Below are 17,611 nucleotides of genomic sequence, written 5' to 3'. Positions count from 1 at the left end.
AGCGGCGCCATGAACTTCAATTTCACCGAAGAACAACAGCAACTCGCCGACGCGCTGCGTCGCTATCTCGACAAGAACTACGGCTTCGAAGCACGCCAGGCGATCGTGAAGACACCGGCCGGCGTTTCGGACCAGCACTGGAACGCGTTCGTCGAACTGGGTCTGACCGCGCTGCCGGTGCCGGCGGCGCAGGGCGGCTTCGACGGCGCGCCATTCGACATGCTCGTCGTCATGCAGGAGCTGGGCCGCGCGCTCGTGGTCGAGCCGTACTGGGCAACCGCGGTGGGCGTCGAGGCGCTCAAGCTCGCGGGCGGTGCGGCCGAAGCGGAAAACGCAGCGCTGCTCGAACGCGTCGCCTCGGGCGAGATCAAGCTCGCTGCCGCGTTCCACGAGCCGCAGTCGCGCTACGACCTGTTCTCGCTGGATACACAGGCGAAGGAGACGGGCGACGGCTTCGCGCTCACCGGCACGAAATCGGTCGTGCAGCACGGCGCCCAGGCCGACCACTGGATCGTGCCGGCGCGCTTCGCGGGTGAGGTTGCGCTCTTCGTCGTGGCGCGCGATGCGCACGGTGTCGAGGTGGGCGATTACCGCACGATCGACGGCCAACGCGCTGCGACGCTGACCTTCAACGAAGCGCACGCGCGCCGTCTTGGCGACGCGCACACCGGCGCGGCGACATGGGAGAAGATTGCCGACTACGCCACGTTTCTGCTATGCGCGGAAGCCGTGGGAACCATGGACGCGCTCAACCACGCCACGGTCGAATACACGAAGACGCGTCAACAGTTCGGCGTGCCGATCGCGCGCTTCCAGGCGCTGCAGCACCGTATGGCAGAGATGCTGATCCACGACGAGCAGGCCCGCTCGCTGACTTACCTGGCCGCCGCGCGTTACAGTAGCGAGTCGGCCGAAGAGCGGCGCCGCGCGATCTCGGCAGCGAAGGTGCGCGTGGGGCAGGCGGCGCGTTTCATCGGCCAGCAGGCCGTGCAGCTGCACGGCGGCATGGGCGTCACCAACGAAGTGGCGGCCGCGCATCTGTTCAAGCGTCTGGCGATCATCGAAACGACGCTCGGCGATGTCGATCACCACCTCGAACGCTTCGCATCGCTGCCCGGTTTCGCGCAGGCAGCAGCGTAACGCGTGGCGGCAGCAGGCAACAACAGGGCAACATCGGCGGAGAAAACGGATGGGCGTGAGTTACGAAGATCTCGAAGTGGGCAAGCGCTATGTGGTCGGTTCGCACACCTTTGGGCGTGACGAGGTGGTGCAATTCGCGGAGCAGTTCGATCCGCAACCATTCCACATGAGCGAGGCGGGCGGCGAGGCGTCGATGTTCGGCGGGCTCGTCGCGAGCGGCTGGCATACCTGCTCGGTCATGATGGGCATGCTCGTACGCAACTTTCTCAAGGACTCGACCTCGATGGGCTCGCCCGGCGTCGACGAGATTCGCTGGCTCAAGCCCACGCGCGTGGGCGACACGCTGACGATGACGAACGCGATCCTGAGCAAGCGCGTTTCGGCGAGCAAGCCCGATCGCGGCATCGTGGAAACGCAGTGGGAAGGACACAACCAGCACGGCGAACTGATCGTGACCGTGCGTTCGAAGGCGCTGTTCGGCCTTCGCCATCCAGGGAGCGCAATGTGAGCGAAAGCGATGTCATGCAGATTGCCGACGCGGCGGCGTTGCGCGTGCTGATCGGCGCAGGGCCGCTCGTGAGCGGCTGGCGCGAGGTGAGCGAGGCGGACGTGCATGGTTTTGCCGACGCCACGGGCGACCACCAGTGGATCCATATCGACGCCGAACGAGCGCGCCGCGAGTCGCCGTTTGGCGGCCCGATCGCGCACGGCTTTCTCACGCTTTCGCTGATTCCCGTGCTGCTCGGAGGGACGCTGCACATGCGTCAGCGCATGGGCGTGAACTACGGGCTCAACCGCGTGCGCTTCACGCAGCCGGTGCCCGTGGGCGCGAAGGTGCGTGCACGCATCGCGGTGAAAGAAGTGAGCGACGTGGAGGGCGGCGGCGTGCAAGTCGTGTGGGATGTGAGCATCGAGCGTGAAGGCAGCGAGCGGCCCGCATGCGTGGCCGAGTTCATCACGCGGCACTACTTCTAGTTTGATTGCGTGCTCAACGAAAAGGGGCGCTCCGTTGCACGGCGGGCGCCCCTTTGGTTTTGCGCGGATTTCCGCGTAATGCGTTAGTGTCTGGCGTACTGCGTCGCGCCGAACAGCATCTCCTTCGCCTTCTCATCCATGAGCGGCTTGCGCGCATTGGCGAGCACTTCCACGCCGCGCTTGACTGCCGGCCGCGCGGCGATCGTTTCGTGCCAGCGCTTCACGTTGGGCAGCGAATCGAGATCGATGCCCTGGTTTTGCCAGGAGCGCGTCCACGGGAATGCGGCGATATCCGCGATGGTGTACTCGTCCCCGGCCAGATACTCGGTCTTTTCCAGCTGCGTTTCCATCACGTTGTAGAGCCGCTTCGCCTCGTTCGTGTAGCGATTGACCGCATACTCGATCTTCTCGGGCGCGTAGATGCGGAAGTGGTGCGCCTGGCCGAGCATGGGGCCGAGACCGCCCATCTGGAACATCACCCATTGCAGCACGTCGTAGCGCGCCGCGAGGTCTTCAGGCATGAAGCGGCCGGTTTTCGCGGCGAGATAGATCAGGATCGCACCCGACTCGAACAGCGAGAACGGCTGGCCGTCGGCGCGGCGCGGGCCTTCGGAGTCGGTAATGGCGGGAATCTTGTTGTTCGGGCTGATGGCGAGGAATTCGGGCTTGAACTGGTCGCCCGCGCCGATATCGACCGGATGCACCCGGTATTCGAGGCCGGTCTCCTCGAGCATGATATGGACTTTGTGACCGTTCGGCGTGGCCCAGCTGTAGACGTCGATCATCGTGGCTCCTTGGCACCATGAAAGAAGGCGCCGCGAAAGTCTGGATAGTCTTGCGCGACGCCCGATCTGGCGCAAATTAGCATAGATCGGCGTCGCTCGCAGAGTGCGCCAGAGCGCCCCTGCTGTGCTTGTGGACTTACGTGGACTCGCGCAGACTTACGAGCGCGTGACCGGCATTTCCACGCGCGATGCCGCGCCCGCGTCCATATGGCGCGCGAGTTCGAGCTTGGCGATGGCGTTGCGGTGCACTTCGTCGGGGCCGTCGGCGAAGCGCAGCGTGCGCGCCGAAGCGTACGAGTACGCCAGCGGGAAGTCGCCGCTCACGCCCGCCGCGCCGTGCACCTGCATGGCCCAGTCGATCACCTGGCAGGCCATGTTCGGCGCCACCACCTTGATCATGGCGATCTCGCCGCGCGCGCCCTTGTTGCCAACGGTGTCCATCATGTACGCGGTCTTGAGCGTGAGCAGCCGGGCCTGTTCGATCATGCAGCGCGCTTCGGCGATGCGCTCCTGCGTGACGGTCTGCTGGGCGACCGCCTTGCCGAATGCCACACGTGAAAGGGCGCGCTTCGCCATGAATTCGAGCGCACGTTCCGCGAGGCCGATCAGGCGCATGCAGTGGTGAATGCGGCCCGGTCCCAGTCGCCCTTGCGCGATCTCGAACCCGCGGCCTTCGCCGAGCAAAATGTTCGCAGCGGGAACGCGCACGTTTTCGAGCGTGATCTCCATATGGCCGTGCGGCGCGTCGTCGTAGCCGAACACGGTGAGCGGGCGGCGCACGGTGATGCCGGCCGAATCCGAGGGCACGAGGATCATCGACTGTTGAGCATGGCGCGGCGCATCGGGATCGGTCTTGCCCATCAGGATGTAGATCGCGCAGCGCGGGTCGCCCGCACCCGACGACCACCACTTCGTGCCGTTGATCACGTAGTCATCGCCGTCGCGCTCGATGCGCGTCTGGATGTTCGTCGCGTCCGACGAGGCCACGTCGGGCTCGGTCATCAGGAAGGCAGAGCGGATCTGCCCTGCCAGCAGCGGCGTGAGCCATTGCTGCTTGTGCGCCTCGCTGCCATAGCGCTCGATGGTTTCCATGTTGCCGGTGTCGGGCGCGCTGCAGTTGAATACTTCAGGCGCCCAGTGCACGCGGCCCATGATCTCGCACAGCGGCGCGTATTCGAGGTTCGTGAGACCCGCGCCGCGTTCGGAGGCGGGCAGGAACAGGTTCCATAGCCCGGCCGCGCGAGCTTTTTCCTTCAACTGCTCGACGATCTCCGTCGGCACCCACGCATTGCCGTTCGCGCGATTGCGCTCGACTTCCTCGTGGAAGATGGCTTCGTTCGGATAGATGTGTTCGTCGAAGAACGCGAGCAGTTTCTCGCGCAGGGCCTGCACTTTCGGGGAGTAATCGAAATTCATCGGTGACCTCGCAATGCGATGCGGTGACAGTGAAAAGTGAGTCGTTCTCGAACGGGGTTTCAGCGCACCTTCTGCGCGTAGCGCCAGGCGAGTTCCGCCATGGGCCTCGCGCGGCGGCCGGCGTCGATGGCCTGCGCGCTCGCGGCTGTGCCGTCCACGACGCGTTTCATGATGCCCTGCAGGATCGCCGCGATCCGGAACATGTTGTACGCAAGATAGAAGTTCCAGTCGCCGCGAATCTCGAGGCCGGTGCGCTCGCAATAGCGCGCAACGTACTGCGCCTCGTCGGGTATGCCGAGCGCCTGCCAGTCGAGGCCGGCAATGCCGCGAAACTGCGCGGGATCGACGTGCCAGGCCATGCAGTGATACGAGAAGTCGGCGAGCGGGTCGCCGAGCGTGGAGAGCTCCCAGTCGAGCACGGCCAGCACGCGCGGCTCGCTCGGATGAAAGATCAGGTTGTCGAGCCGGTAGTCGCCATGCACGACCGATACGCGCGAGCCCGCATCGTCGGGCATGTGCTGCGGCAGCCATTCGATCAGGTGATGCATGGCGTCGATGCGCTCCGTTTCCGAGGCCTGATACTGGCGGCTCCAGCGATCGATCTGGCGTGCGAAATAATTGCCTGGCTTGCCGTAGTCGGCGAGGCCCACGGCGTTGGGCGTCACGTTGTGGAGCGCGGCGATCACACGGTTCATCTCGTCGTAGATCGCGCCGCGCTGCTCGCGCGTCATGCCGGGCAGCGACTGGTCCCAGAGCACGCGCCCCTCGACGAACTCCATCACGTAGAACGCGCGGCCGATCACCGCTTCGTCGTCGCACAGCGCGAGCATGTTTGCGACCGGTACGTCCGTTGCGGCGAGTGCGTCCATCACGCGGTATTCGCGTTCGATCGCGTGCGCGGACGGCAGCAGCTTCGCCTTGGGTCCCGGCTTGGCCCGCATCACGTAGGTGCGGCCGGGCGTGACGAGCTTGAACGTCGGGTTCGACTGGCCGCCGGCGAACTGCTCGATCGTGAGGGGGCCTTGGAAGCCTTCCACGTGAGCGGCGAGCCAGGCGCCCAGCGCCTCGGTGTCGAAGCGCTGGCGCTCGGCAACCGGGCGCGTACCTTCGAACGCCGAGTAGTCGGGGCGCGGTTGCGCGTTGTTTTGCGTGTCTCCATCCGGGGTGGCTTGCGCCATATTCGTCTCCCTTCTCCTGATTCTCCTGTGGGTCGCCGCGCGTCAGCCGCGCGGTTTATAGCGCAGGTACTGCGCGTACAGCATCTCCATCGTCGTGTTGCGGGTGTCGCGGTGCAGCGGCGAGGGCGGCGCGTGGTTGAGCATGCGCACGACCCAGTCTCGCGGCTCGGCGCCGACATCGAGCGCGTTGATGCAGCCTGTGGCCTGCGCGAGATGGCCGAAGAATGCGCGTCCGCCCGCCGTGATCGCATGCGAGAGAATCGCGCGGTTCACGCCGCCGTGCAGCACGAGCAGCGCCGAGTCCCACGAAAGGTCGGTGCGCAGCGCATCGAGCGGCGGCAGCACGCGGTCGAGCAGCTCGCCGATGGTCTCGCCGCCGAGGAAGCGCGTGTCTTCCGGCACGATGCCGTCGAACACGCGCAGAAAGGCGGCTTCGACTTCAGCGGGGGGAATAGCGGCGAGACGGCCGCCGCGAATCTCTTCCCACGCGCTCTGCACTTCGAGTTCGATCGACTGACCGGTTGCCGCGAGCACGCGCTGCGCAGTCTCGACCGTGCGGCGCAGTCCGCTCACGATCACGCGATCGAAACGCACCCCCTGCAACGCGAACGCTTCGCCGGCGGCGGTGGCCTGGGCGCGGCCGTTCTCGTTGAGCGGCACGGTGTCCGGGTCGATTGCGCGACCCGTCTCGTCGAAGTAGGTGACGTCGCCGTGACGCATCACATAGAGGCGCCGGCGCGCGGGCAACTGATATTCGGTCATGGGTGTGCCGCTCGTGCGGATTGAAGCGGATTTACTTGTAGACAGGGGCGCGCTTTTCGAGGAACGCGGTAATGCCTTCGAGGCCGTCGCGGTGATGCAGTGACGCGACGAAACTTTCGCGCTCCGCAGCGAGCTGTGCTTCGAGCGGTTGCGAGTCCGCGACGCTCGTCAAACCCTTGATGCGCGCCACCGAATTCGGCGAGATCTTCGCGAGTTCGTCGGCCCAGGCAAGCGCCGTATCGAGCGCCGTTTGCGGCTTCGCGAGCCGGTTCACGACGCCCAGTTCCGCGAGACGCGCCGCGCCGATCGGCTTGCCTTCCACCATCAGCTCGAACGCGAGCGAGCGCGGCAGCGAGCGCGCAAGGAACCACGAGCCGCCGCCGTCGGGCGTCAGACCCACGCGCGAATAGGCCATGACGAACTTCGCATCGTCGGCGGCGACGAGCAGGTCGGCGGCGAGTGCGAGCGAGAAGCCCGCGCCGGCGGCCGCGCCTTCCACGGCGGCGATGATCGGCTTGCTCGACTGGCGCATCGCGGTGACCCACGCAGCGAGCATGTCGATGCTGGCGGCCTGCACCGAAGGGTCCTTCGCGCGGTTTTCGAGCAGGCGGTTGAGGTTGCCGCCCGCACAGAAGAAGTTATCGGCGCCGGTGAGGACGATTGCGCGCAATGACGAGTCGCGCTCGGCGGCGTCGAAGGCTTCGACAGCAGCGGCGTACATGTCGGGATGCAGCGCGTTGCGTGCGCCGGGGTTCGACAGCGTGAGGACGAGTGTCGATTCGTGGCCTTGCGGGCGGGTGCTGAGGAGTTCGGCGCTCATTGCGGTGCCTCGTTCGATGCGTTGATGTCTGCTGCGTCTGCTTGCGTCAGCGAAAGGCCGAGCTGCGCGCGGCGCGCGAGCCACGGCGACGGGCGATAGCGCGGATCGCCGAGCACGGTGTGGATGTTGCGCAGGATCGTGAGGATCGTGTGCGCGCCCAGCGCGTCGCCGAGCGCGAGCGGGCCGCGCGGGTAGCCGAGACCCAGCGTGACCGCGAGGTCGATGTCACGGGGCGTGGCGATTTGTTTTTGCGCGATGTCGCAACCGATGTTGACGATCGTCGCGACGATACGCTGCGCGACAAAGCCCGTCGAATCGCGGATCACGGTGACCGGCACGCCGTCGGCGGCGAAGAGCGCGTGGCCCGCGTCGCGGGCTTCGCGCGTGGTGGCGGGCGTCGTCATCAGCGTGCGGCGCTTCGCGGTGTCGAGCGGGAACAGCGTGTCGATGGCGACGACGCGGCTCGCGTCGAGCTGCTCGTCGAGCGCGGCGGTCGTGGCGTCGAGGCCGAGCGGCGCGACGACGATCAGCGAACCGGCTGCCGGCGTATCGCTTTCGTCGACGGCCACGCTCGCTTTCGCTGCGAGCGCGAGCACGGCGTCACGCGCGGCGGCGTTGCGGCGGCTCACCCAGATGCGCGCAGGCAGTGCCGTGGGCGCTGCGGGCTCGTCGGGCGCCTGCTGCTTGCCATCGACATAGCGATAGAAGCCTTCACCGGCTTTGCGGCCAACGAGGCCGCCTGCGAGCCGCACACCCGTGATGGGGGAGGGCGTGAAGCGCGGCTCCTCATAGAACTGGTGATAGATCGACTCCATCACCGGATGCGAGACATCGAGGGCGGTGAGGTCGAGCAACTCGAACGGTCCGAGGCGAAAGCCAGCCTGTTCGCGCATGATGCGATCGATCTCGACGAAGCTCGCTACGCCTTCGCCCGCCACGCGCAGGCCTTCGGTATTCATGCCGCGGCCCGCGTGATTGACGATGAAGCCGGGCATGTCCTTCGCGCGCACTGGCGTGTGGCCCATGCGGCGCGCGAGCGCCATGAGCGCGTCGCCGGCGGCGGGATCGCTGCGCAGGCCGTCGATCACTTCGACCACCTTCATGAGCGGCACGGGGTTGAAGAAGTGATAGCCCGCCACACGCGATGCATCGCTGCACGCGGCAGCGATGGCGGTAATGGAAAGCGAAGAGGTGTTCGAAACGAGCAGGCAACGCTCGCTCACCACGCTTTCGAGCTCGCGAAAGAGCGTGCGCTTGGCCTCGAGATTCTCGACGATCGCCTCGATCACGAGATCGCAGACAGCAAGTTCATCGATCGTATGCGCGCCGCTCACGCGTTCGAGCGCGGCGTTGGCGGCAGCCTCATCGAGCTTGCCTTTTGCCGCGAGTTTCGCGAAGGTGTCGGCGAGATAATCGCGCGCGGCGGCGACCGCCTGCGGGTTCGTGTCGTAGAGGCGCACCGCGAGGCCTGCCTGCGCAGCGATCTGGGCGATGCCGCGGCCCATCGCGCCGGTGCCGACGATGCCGATTGTCTCAATGTTGAAATGATGTGAAGTCATTGGAAGCCTGGCTCCATGATTGGCCTAGAATAGCACGGTCGTACAATTTTATGAAAACGGTTCGGCAGTTCCGAAAAGGGAGCTGCCTCTCTGAAGGAGGCAACGAGGATGATCAAGCTGCACGGTTTCGCGCTTTCGAATTACTACAACAAGGTCAAGCTTCTGCTGCTCGAGCACGGCATCGCGTTCGAGGAGCTGCCGAACAAGCTGCCGCTCGAAGAGGCGCAGCTCGCGCAGTCGCCGGCCGGCAAGGTGCCTTATATCGAAACGGAGCAGGGCTTTTTGTGCGAGTCGGAAGTGATCGTCGAGTATCTGGCAGCGCGCTTTCCAGAGAAGCACATTTTCGCGGCGGATCCGTGGCAGGCAGCGAAGGAGCGCGAACTCATCGTTTTCATCGAAACGCATCTGGAGTTGAACGCGCGTGAGCTGTATGGCGAGGCGTTCTTCGGCAGCAAGGTGACGGACGAGGTCAAAGCGACCATGGAAAAGCGGCTGCGCCGTTACGTGGCGGCCTTCAGGCGGATCGCGAAGTTCGCGCCTTACGTGGCGGGCGAGCAGTTCGGCGTGGCCGATGCGGCGGCGTTCGTGAGCCTGCCGCTCGTGGGCCGCGCGACGCAGGCCGTCTACGGCAGCGATTTCCTCGCCGACGTGGGTATCGACTGGAAAACGTATATCAAGCTGGTCGGTGAACGCCCGACGGCGCAGCGCGTCAACGCGGACCGCAAGGCGTATATCGAGGCGAACTCGTAAGCGTTGCGGCGTTTTGCACGTTGTTGCGCGCGATGATCGGGAACGCACTGCCGTTCGTGGATTCATCGCGCGCGCACGACATCAGAGCCGCGCAAGCCGCTCGAGCGCGGTCGCGAGCGTGCTTTCCTGCTTGGCGAAGCAAAAGCGCACGACGCCCGATTCGTGCGCCTCGTGATAGAACGCCGACACCGGAATGGCGGCCACGCCGATCTCCGCAGTGAGCCACTTCGAGAATTCCGCTTCGGGCAGATCGCTGATCGCCGAATAGTCCACGCACTGGAAGTAGGTGCCTTCGCACGGCAGCAGCTTGAAGCGCGTGTTGGCGAGTCCGGCGCGAAAGAAGTCGCGCTTCTTCTGGTAGAACGCGGGCAGTTCCAGATACGGCTTCGGATCGCGCAGATACTGCGCCAGGCCGAACTGCATCGGCGTGTTCACGGTGAAGACGTTGAACTGGTGCACCTTGCGGAACTCCGCCGTGAGCGGCGCGGGCGCGGCGACATAGCCCACCTTCCAGCCCGTCACGTGATAGGTCTTGCCGAAGCTCGACACGATGAAGCTGCGCGCGGCCAGCTCCGGATAGCGCGCCACGCTTTCGTGCGGCTGGCCGTCGTAGACCATGTGCTCGTAGACCTCGTCGGAGAGGATCAGCACGTTGGTGCCGCGCACGATCTCCTCGAGCTTTTGCATGTCCTCGGCGCGCCACACTGTGCCCGTGGGGTTGTGCGGCGTATTGATGAGGATGAGGCGCGTTTTCGGCGTGATGGCCGCGGCGAGGCGGTCGAACGCAATCGCGTAGTCGGGCGCTTCGAGCGTCACGAACACGGGCTTGCCGCCCGCCAGTTCGATCGACGGCAAATAGCTGTCGTAGGTCGGCTCGACCACGATCACTTCGTCGCCCGCGTGCACGGTCGCGAGAATCGCCGTGAGGAGCGCTTGCGTGGCGCCGGCCGTCACCGTGATCTCGCTATTGGCGTCGTAGCGGCGGCCGTACACGTGCTCGATCTTGTCCGCGATCGCTTCGCGTAGCGCGGCGATGCCTGCCATCGGCGGGTACTGGTTGTGACCCTCGCGCATGGCTTGCGAGACGGCGTCGACGATGCGCCCGTCGCAATCGAAGTCGGGAAAGCCCTGGCCCAGGTTGACCGCGCCCTTTTCGGCGGCGAGCGCGCTCATCACGGTGAAGATCGTCGTGCCGACGTTCGGCAGACGCGACGGAAAAGAGGGCGTGAGCAGGGTGTCCTGCGAATTCTGCGTGGGATGCGGTGCGTTCATGTCGCGGGCGGGAGTCGGGCGTTGGGTTGGGTCAAAGTCCGATTGTAGGCAAATCGGCACCGCTGCGGTGGTCAGGCCGGGCGCGCACGCCGTGATGCAGGGGCATCACGCCTGCGCTGCTTGAGCAGCGCTTTGCACGCATTCGGCGACGAAGGCGTCGGGCGTTGCGATGCGAAAGCCAAAGTCGCGCGCCACGCGCTTCGCGAGCTTGAGCACCGCGCGGTCCTTCGAGACGAGCCACCGTGCGCCGCTTGCGCGCGCCAGTTCGAGAAACTTCTGGTCGTCGCGGTCGCGGCATTGGGGCAGGGGCCGCGCGTCGGCGGCAAGCCCGGGCAGCTCGATCAGTTCAACGAGGCCGGCCAGCGCCGCGAGCGCGTCCGCTTTCGCGACGCCGCGGCCAGCGAACTGCGGATAGTCGAGCACGTGGGCCAACTCGGCCTGGCAACGCGCGTCGATCAGCGCCTGGATCGCGCCGCGCTCGAGCGCCGCGCGAATGGGGCGCGTGTGCGCGTCGTCGAACACGAGGATATCGAGCCAGACATTCGAGTCGAGAACCACGGGGAGCGCGCGAGCGGCGGCGGGCGAGAGGGATGCTGCGGTTGGGGGCGTGAGGCCGGTCATTCGTGAATTCGCTACAATCGGGCTTTCGCCTTTGAACATCGGCACATCGTGCCTGCAAGCCTCTATGATAATCGTTCTGTCGCCGGCCAAATCGCTCGACTATGACACGCCGGCGCACATCGAAGCCCACACTATCCCCGATTTCGTCGACGACGCAGCCGAGCTGATCGCGGGCTTGCGCCGCCTCTCGCCGCAGCAGATCGGTTCGCTCATGAGCATTTCCGACCCGCTCGCGCGCCTGAATTTCCAGCGCTACGCCGACTGGTCGAAGCAGTTCAGCCAGACCAACGCGAAGCAGGCCGTGCTCGCGTTCAACGGCGATGTCTACGAAGGCTTCGACGCGAAGTCGCTCTCGTCGGCGGATCTCGACTATGCGCAACAGCATGTGCGTGTGCTCTCCGGGCTCTATGGCCTGCTGCGTCCGCTCGACCTGCTGCAGCCTTATCGCCTGGAAATGGGCACGCGTTTCGAAAATGCGCGCGGCAAGGATCTCTACGCGTTTTGGGGCGAGCGCATCACGCACGCGATCAATGCGCAGATCGAGCACAACCAGGCGAAAGCGGCGAAGGGTGCGCGCGTGCTGGTGAACTGCGCGTCGAACGAGTACTTCAAGGCCGTAAAGCCGAAGAAGCTCGCCGCGCCTGTGATCACGCCGGTATTCGAAGACTGGAAGGGTGGGCGCTACAAGATCATCAGCTTCCACGCGAAGCGCGCGCGCGGCTTGATGGCGCGTTATGCCGTCGAGAACCGCGTGGCGGAGCCCGAGGCGCTCAAGGCGTTCGATGTGGAAGGCTACGCGTTCGATGCGGATGCATCGAACGATTCGACCTATGTATTTCGTCGGCGCATCGCCGAGTAAATGAACAAGCAAGCGGGAAGGAAAACACCATGACGATTGCCATCTCCAGCCATTTCGATGCGGGCGCGATCGAGGTCCTGTCGTGCGAGCGCGCCGACGACATCCGTCTGCGCGTGCGAGCGGATAACCAGTCCGAGTTCGCGCAATGGTTCTACTTCCGCCTCTCGGGCGCGCGCGGCGAACGTTGCGTGATGACGTTCGAGAACGCGTCGGCCTGCGCATTTCCCGAGGGCTGGCGCGACTACCAGGCCGCGGCGAGCTACGACCGCGTGAACTGGTTCCGCGTGCCGACCTCGTATGACGGGAAGGAACTCGTCATCGACCACACGCCCGACTTCGACAGCATCTACTACGCGTACTTCGAGCCGTATAGCGAAGAGCGTCACTCGGAGTTCCTCGGCGCGCTTCAGCAACTGCCGCACGCCACACTGACGGAACTCGGCCAGAGCGTCGAGGGCCGCCCCATGTCGCTGCTCTCGCTTGGCATGCCGGGCGACACCGCGCCCGACGGCAAGCCCAAGAAGACGGTCTGGATCATCGCGCGCCAGCATCCGGGTGAGAGCATGGCCGAGTGGTTCGTCGAAGGGTTGGTCAAGCGGCTCGCCGGTTGGGGCGACTGGGCTGGCGATCCGGTCGCGCGCAAGCTTTACGACCGCGCCGTGTTCCATATCGTGCCGAACATGAATCCGGACGGCAGCGTGCACGGGAATTTGCGTACCAACGCCGTGGGCGCGAACCTGAACCGCGAGTGGATGGCGCCGGACGCGCAGCGTAGTCCCGAAGTGCTGGTCGTGCGCGATGCGATCGAAGCCACGGGCGTCGATCTCTTCTTCGACATCCACGGCGACGAGACGCTGCCCTATGTGTTCGTGGCGGGCTCGGAAATGCTGCCTGGCTTTACCGATCAGCAACGCGCGGAGCAGAAGGCGTTCATCGAGGCGTTCAAGGTGGCGAGCCCCGACTTCCAGGATCAGCACGGCTACGAGGCGAGCCGCTACCGCGAAGATGCGCTCAAACTCGCGTCGAAGTACATCGGCCATCGCTACGGCTGCCTGTCGCTCACGCTCGAGATGCCGTTCAAGGACAACGCCAATCTGCCCGACGAACGCGTAGGTTGGAACGGTGAGCGTAGCGCCGCACTTGGCGCTGCGATGCTGCAGGCCATCCTGCATCACGTGGAGGCGTTTGCGTAACACGCGTCTTCACCGCGCAGACATCAAGAAAAGGGGGAAACGGCCAGGCCGTTTCCCCCTTTTTCGCGTCGAGAACACCGACGGGTTCAGTTGGCCGTCGTCTTCTTCTTTGAAGTCGCTTTTTTCGCAATGGATTTTGTCGTCGTCGATTTGCTGGACGACTTCGTGCTGCTCGTCGACGTTTTGTGGCTCGACTTGTTCGCAGGCGCTTTTTTCGAACCGTTGCCAGTGGCCTTCCTGGTCGAATGCTTGCCCTTTCCATGGGCGCCGCTCGACGCCGTGCCGCGCTCGCTGCGTGCGTGCGCCGGCGGGACCGGATCGTTCCAGCTGAACGCGAGCATCTGCTGCCCGACATAGCCGCAGCGAAATTTCAGGTCATAGGGCGAGTTGCCGCTTTCTTTGGGAATGCCGATGCCGTCGACTGTCACGATCGTATCGACCTTTACGCGCTGCTTGCCTTCGTCGAACGAGTCGTTCCACGGCGTCACGCTCGCGTGCGCGCTGTCGAACGAACTGGGCGGAAACTCGACGTGATCGAGCGCTGTCGATGTGCTTGCGACGAAGTCGCCGTGCGCCGCGCAGTCCGCGACTAACGGGTCCGCGTGCATCTGGGTGACGAACTGCTTGACGAGATCGTTGTGTTGATCGAGTTGATCGGCCTGCGCGGCTGGCGCGGCGATGAGCATGAGGCTCGCGGCGCACGCCGCCAGTTGACCGGCTACGAACAACAGCCGGCGAGATGCATGGTTGCAGTCCATCTGCTTGCTAGGGATGAGGGGTGAGACGTCAGGCACCGTAAGATGCAGCCCAGCCAGCTTGAGTTCAATCCGGAAACAATTATTTTCTTCTGTCAGAGCAGTGGGATCGGCGCAAGCGCTGCTGCGTATGCGCTTGCGGCCGAGCGCGACGTGCGGTCGCGCCGTCGCCACGTTGCTGGCGGTGGGGCGTCTGGCTGAGGCAGCGTTCAGGTTCGCGGGCCGCCCAGGCGATAGCGACGCACGTCGTACGTGGTGACCCAGGCCGGCCGGTAGACGGCGATCAGCGCCGTTGCCATACCTGTGAACCAGGCTTCGCCCGAAGCGAGTAGAAATACGCTGAATGCATAGCCTGCGGGCACGGTGATCGCCGATCCGCCGTTGAGCGCCACATGGGTGCCGAGCGCGAGATAGGCCGCCGCCGAAACGGCGATGGCTGGCGACACGAAACCCTGGCCGACGATGAACATGAAGAGGTTGCGCGGCAGCCACGCGGTGCAGGCGCGCTGCAGTAGCGCCGAAATCGCGACAGGGAAGGCGCCGAATATCAGGAAGGTGAGGGCGACGCCTTCCCAGGGGGCGTCGAAGACCAGTGCGGCGAGCCCGACGACGACGCCCATGGCGACGAGCGCGAGCCCCCAGTCGAATAGCGTGACCACGAGTGTGGCGCCGAGCAGGTGCAGCACGGTGCCGTCTTCGAGCCACGCATTACTTGCCCACAGCACGGAGATTGCGACGACGATCGCAAGCCACACGTGCTGGAGCGTGGCGTCCTGCAGACGCTTGAAGGGGTTCTTCCATAGCGCGAGCGCGAGCAGCCCCACGGTGACAACCCAGGCACCGATAGCAACCCAGAACGGAAGCGGCGTAAATAGGAACCCCATGTGCTTCATATTACTCGTTGGAAGGCGAGCCGTGTGCGCGAGCGAGCACCAGGGCTTCCTCCTCCGTGCTCTCACTGGCCTCGCCGACGTCGACGGGGCGCATCTGCTGCGCCGCGGCGAGGTCGCCATAGGGCGTCACTGGCTCCGCGGCGATGGGTAGGGGAGCCGCACTGTCGCCTGACAGCAACGGATAGCGATGCGCAAGAGCGTCGCGTGCGCGCAATGGCACCGGACCGTGCTCGCCGTGCCGGGGCTTCGCCGCCCGCTCGCATTCTGCGCGCAGCACCTGCAGCTGGTTCGCGAGCAATCCGTTGTAGATCGCGACGGCTGCCGCGCGATTGGGCGCGCCGAGCTGCTGAAAGATGCTTGTCAGATGGACTTTCACCGTGCCCTCGCTGATGCCGAGCGCTCTCGCGATCATCTTGTTCGTATTGCCCATATGGACGCAGCGAAGGATCTGCTCCTGTCGCGGTGACAGGTCCACCTTCGGACGTACCTTGCGGGCCTGTGCGGCGGCCTGGGCATCGCGCCGGGGCGGCAGCGGCCATGGCGTGCATGGACCGAGCACGTCGGCCGGCAGATGATCGCCACCAAGCATGATGAGTTCCAGAAACTTCACAATCAGGACGGAGTCCGTTGTGCGCCGGATGACGCCGCGGGCGCCTTCGTTGATGAGCGCGCGCACAGTCGTGGGCGTCTCGGCGCTGTCAACCAGTATGGCGACGGGCAAGCTGCGGTGCCGCATGACAAAGTGGCGCAGTTCGCCGGCACGGATGTCGTCGTGCCAGTCGATCACGATCAGGTTGGGGGTGAACCGTTGCAAGGCGCGCTCAGCGCTGCGCCAGTCCGGCGCATCATTGAAGCGTGCGCGACGGTCGATTTGTCTTAACAGCGCCTTGAGTCCTTCGCGCCTTTCGGCGTCCGGATTGAGAATCAAGAATAGGCTATCAGAAGCCATCACGTGCTATCTAAGTGATTGAAAATACAGAGAAAAAATAAAGCGTTTACCGCTATTTATCGGTATTTACTGTGGCAAGCCAACCGATTCCGGGGGTACAATTTGCGCTAAATACCCCCGTTCAAAAAGGTACATATGCCGCTAACGACCCTGGGCGCGAAAAACGCAAAGCCGAAGGAAAAGCCGTACAAACTCGCCGATGAGCGCGGCCTTTACCTTCTCGTGACGCCGGCCGGCGGGCGGCTGTGGCGGTTCAAATATCGACATGCGGGCAAAGAAAAGCTGCTGGCGCTGGGCTCGTTCCCGGATGTCTCACTAGCGGAGGCGCGCGACGCACGCGAAGACGCGCGCCGCCTGCTTCGTGCAGACAAAGACCCTTCTGAGCATCGCCGCACCTTGCGAACAGAGGCGAGACGCGCCGCAGGGAATAGCTTCGAAGCCGTGGCGCGGGAGTGGCTCGCGAAACAGGCGCGCGGCGGTGGTGTGCGTGGCGATCGGCCACGGTGGTCTGAGAAATATCTTGCGGTGGTCACTTCCCGGCTGGAGGCGGACGTTTTCCCAGCATTGGGCCAGATACCAGTCAGTGCGATCCGTGCGGCCGACGTGCTCGACATGATCGCGACAATCGAAAAGCGCAACGCGTTTCAGATCGCCCAGCGGGCGCAGCAGTACACGAGCAGCATCATGCGCTATGCCGTGGTCACCAGTCGCGCCGAGCGAGATCCCGCGGTCGACGTACGGGACGCACTCACACGAGTGTCGACAAAGCATCACCCTGCAGTGACGCAGCCGAAAGAAATTGGAAAGCTGCTGCTGGCGGTCGATGGGTATTGGGGCATGCCTCAGACCAGGGTTGCGCTCACACTACTCGCGCATACTTTTGTCCGTCCCAATGAGTTGCTGCGCGCCCGATGGCCGGAAGTGGATCTTAAGGCGCGGTTGTGGACCGTGCCGGGTGAGCGAATGAAATCGCGTCGCCCGCACCTCGTCCCGCTTACCGACCAGACGGTCGAGCTTTTCCAGCAGCTGGAGCAACTAAAGACCCAGGATGATGGTCTGGTGATCCCCGGGCGGAAGGCAAGCCGGAAGGTCTGCAGTTCGACCTTGCTGGCGGCGTTGCGCGTGATGGGCTACCCCGGCGATGTCATGGTGTCGCACGGTTTCCGCTCAACGGCGAGCACGAGACTTCATGAAGAGGGATTCGAAATAGACGTGATCGAGGCGCAGCTCGCGCACTCGCGCCCAGGCGTGCGCGGCGTTTACAACCGTGCCATCTACCTCAAAGAGCGGGTCGAGATGATGAAGTGGTGGTCTGCGTACCTGGGCAGTTTGTGTGAGCTGGCACGAAAGGAGGCGCCGAGTGCCGCCGACCAAGGCGAGGGCGAACAAGAAGCGTCTACCGGGCGACCCCTGGCTGTCAGCCGCTGAATTTGGACAGCAGAAACTGCTCGACGGATGCGATCACGCGCCAGAGCGGTGGGTGGAGAATCGCAATCCGCCAGCGACGCGTTGCACTCTAGCAACAGCGACCTCGCTTGTCGAGCGGGTGCCCACAGATCACTAACGCTCAATGCAAATCAATAGGCGTAAATGGCGTCCGGGTAGTACGGGGCTATCGGTGTGCCGGCGAATTGCAAGCGGCTATGAAGGCATCAGGAGCGCGCATAGACTGGGCGGAACGCTA

Annotated in this window: 18 protein-coding genes; 7 read left to right on the top strand and 11 right to left on the bottom strand. The window is 64.6% G+C overall.

Annotated features, from left to right (window positions below):
* Positions 1 to 9: 9 nt before the first annotated feature.
* The 3 genes from AB4Y36_RS19600 to AB4Y36_RS19590 are packed head-to-tail and all read left to right on the top strand — an operon-like array spanning position 10 to position 2,115.
* A complete protein-coding gene (locus AB4Y36_RS19600) occupies positions 10 to 1,140 on the top strand; it encodes an acyl-CoA dehydrogenase family protein (protein ID WP_368683885.1) in 1,131 nt (376 codons plus the stop codon).
* A 49-nt stretch (positions 1,141 to 1,189) separates the two neighbouring features.
* Positions 1,190 to 1,648, top strand: coding sequence for a MaoC family dehydratase (locus tag AB4Y36_RS19595; RefSeq protein ID WP_368683884.1), 459 nt, complete (start codon positions 1,190 to 1,192; stop codon positions 1,646 to 1,648).
* A gap of 14 nt (positions 1,649 to 1,662) precedes the next feature.
* Positions 1,663 to 2,115, top strand: coding sequence for a MaoC family dehydratase (locus AB4Y36_RS19590; protein ID WP_368617054.1), 453 nt, complete (start codon positions 1,663 to 1,665; stop codon positions 2,113 to 2,115).
* An 83-nt stretch (positions 2,116 to 2,198) separates the two neighbouring features.
* Here AB4Y36_RS19590 and AB4Y36_RS19585 read toward each other — a convergent pair whose 3' ends face one another.
* The 6 genes from AB4Y36_RS19585 to AB4Y36_RS19560 all read right to left on the bottom strand — a co-directional run bounded on the left by AB4Y36_RS19585 (position 2,199) and on the right by AB4Y36_RS19560 (position 8,635).
* Entirely contained in the window at positions 2,199 to 2,900 is a 702-nt protein-coding gene (locus tag AB4Y36_RS19585) for a glutathione binding-like protein (RefSeq protein WP_069265265.1), read from the bottom strand.
* Between the two features lie 156 nt (positions 2,901 to 3,056).
* Positions 3,057 to 4,316 carry an acyl-CoA dehydrogenase family protein gene (locus AB4Y36_RS19580; RefSeq protein ID WP_368683883.1) on the bottom strand — a complete coding sequence of 420 codons (1,260 nt, stop codon included), beginning with the start codon at positions 4,314 to 4,316 and terminating at the stop codon, positions 3,057 to 3,059.
* Positions 4,317 to 4,375: 59 nt separating this feature from the next.
* Positions 4,376 to 5,494: a phosphotransferase gene (locus tag AB4Y36_RS19575; RefSeq protein ID WP_368683882.1), complete on the bottom strand. Its 1,119-nt coding sequence runs from the start codon at positions 5,492 to 5,494 to the stop codon at positions 4,376 to 4,378.
* A 42-nt stretch (positions 5,495 to 5,536) separates the two neighbouring features.
* A complete protein-coding gene (locus AB4Y36_RS19570; RefSeq protein ID WP_368683881.1) occupies positions 5,537 to 6,256 on the bottom strand; it encodes a histidine phosphatase family protein in 720 nt (239 codons plus the stop codon).
* Positions 6,257 to 6,287: 31 nt separating this feature from the next.
* Positions 6,288 to 7,076, bottom strand: a complete 789-nt coding sequence (locus AB4Y36_RS19565) for an oxepin-CoA hydrolase, alternative type (RefSeq protein WP_368683880.1) — start codon at positions 7,074 to 7,076, stop codon at positions 6,288 to 6,290.
* A complete protein-coding gene (locus tag AB4Y36_RS19560; protein WP_368683879.1) occupies positions 7,073 to 8,635 on the bottom strand; it encodes a 3-hydroxyacyl-CoA dehydrogenase in 1,563 nt (520 codons plus the stop codon). The genes AB4Y36_RS19565 and AB4Y36_RS19560 overlap by 4 nt, the downstream gene beginning before the upstream one ends.
* 108 nt (positions 8,636 to 8,743) lie before the next feature.
* Here AB4Y36_RS19560 and AB4Y36_RS19555 point away from each other — a divergent pair, with 108 nt between their 5' ends.
* Positions 8,744 to 9,385, top strand: a complete 642-nt coding sequence (locus AB4Y36_RS19555; protein WP_368683878.1) for a glutathione S-transferase — start codon at positions 8,744 to 8,746, stop codon at positions 9,383 to 9,385.
* 81 nt (positions 9,386 to 9,466) lie between these two features.
* Here AB4Y36_RS19555 and AB4Y36_RS19550 read toward each other — a convergent pair whose 3' ends face one another.
* Positions 9,467 to 10,657, bottom strand: a complete 1,191-nt coding sequence (locus tag AB4Y36_RS19550) for a pyridoxal phosphate-dependent aminotransferase (RefSeq protein ID WP_368606359.1) — start codon at positions 10,655 to 10,657, stop codon at positions 9,467 to 9,469.
* A 105-nt stretch (positions 10,658 to 10,762) separates the two neighbouring features.
* Positions 10,763 to 11,278, bottom strand: a complete 516-nt coding sequence (locus tag AB4Y36_RS19545) for a putative toxin-antitoxin system toxin component, PIN family (RefSeq protein WP_368617034.1) — start codon at positions 11,276 to 11,278, stop codon at positions 10,763 to 10,765.
* 64 nt (positions 11,279 to 11,342) lie between these two features.
* Between AB4Y36_RS19545 and yaaA the strand changes: the two genes are divergently transcribed.
* Together yaaA and AB4Y36_RS19535 are read left to right on the top strand one after the other, a co-directional pair.
* On the top strand, positions 11,343 to 12,137 hold the full coding sequence (yaaA, locus tag AB4Y36_RS19540) for a peroxide stress protein YaaA (protein WP_069265256.1): 795 nt from the start codon (positions 11,343 to 11,345) through the stop codon (positions 12,135 to 12,137).
* Between the two features lie 29 nt (positions 12,138 to 12,166).
* Entirely contained in the window at positions 12,167 to 13,330 is a 1,164-nt protein-coding gene (locus AB4Y36_RS19535; RefSeq protein ID WP_069265255.1) for a M14-type cytosolic carboxypeptidase, read from the top strand.
* 86 nt (positions 13,331 to 13,416) lie between these two features.
* On the opposite strand, the gene AB4Y36_RS19530 is transcribed toward AB4Y36_RS19535, so the two are convergent.
* The 3 genes from AB4Y36_RS19530 to AB4Y36_RS19520 form a co-directional block, all read right to left on the bottom strand.
* On the bottom strand, positions 13,417 to 14,088 hold the full coding sequence (locus AB4Y36_RS19530; protein WP_368683877.1) for a hypothetical protein: 672 nt from the start codon (positions 14,086 to 14,088) through the stop codon (positions 13,417 to 13,419).
* A 206-nt stretch (positions 14,089 to 14,294) separates the two neighbouring features.
* Positions 14,295 to 14,969 carry an energy-coupling factor ABC transporter permease gene (locus AB4Y36_RS19525; protein ID WP_069265487.1) on the bottom strand — a complete coding sequence of 225 codons (675 nt, stop codon included), beginning with the start codon at positions 14,967 to 14,969 and terminating at the stop codon, positions 14,295 to 14,297.
* 10 nt (positions 14,970 to 14,979) lie between these two features.
* Entirely contained in the window at positions 14,980 to 15,927 is a 948-nt protein-coding gene (locus tag AB4Y36_RS19520) for a LuxR C-terminal-related transcriptional regulator (RefSeq protein WP_368683876.1), read from the bottom strand.
* 135 nt (positions 15,928 to 16,062) lie between these two features.
* Here AB4Y36_RS19520 and AB4Y36_RS19515 point away from each other — a divergent pair, with 135 nt between their 5' ends.
* The gene (locus tag AB4Y36_RS19515; protein WP_368683875.1) at positions 16,063 to 17,355 is read left to right on the top strand and encodes a tyrosine-type recombinase/integrase; all 1,293 of its coding nucleotides are present in this window, start codon (positions 16,063 to 16,065) and stop codon (positions 17,353 to 17,355) included.
* Positions 17,356 to 17,611: the final 256 nt, after the last annotated feature.

The sequence above is a fragment of the Paraburkholderia sp. BR10936 genome (assembly GCF_040965735.1).
In the GTDB taxonomy this organism is placed as follows: Bacteria; Pseudomonadota; Gammaproteobacteria; order Burkholderiales; family Burkholderiaceae; genus Paraburkholderia; species Paraburkholderia nodosa_A.
The sequence above is the reverse complement of the archived record's forward strand: the minus strand, read 5'-3'. Positions and strand labels throughout refer to the sequence as shown.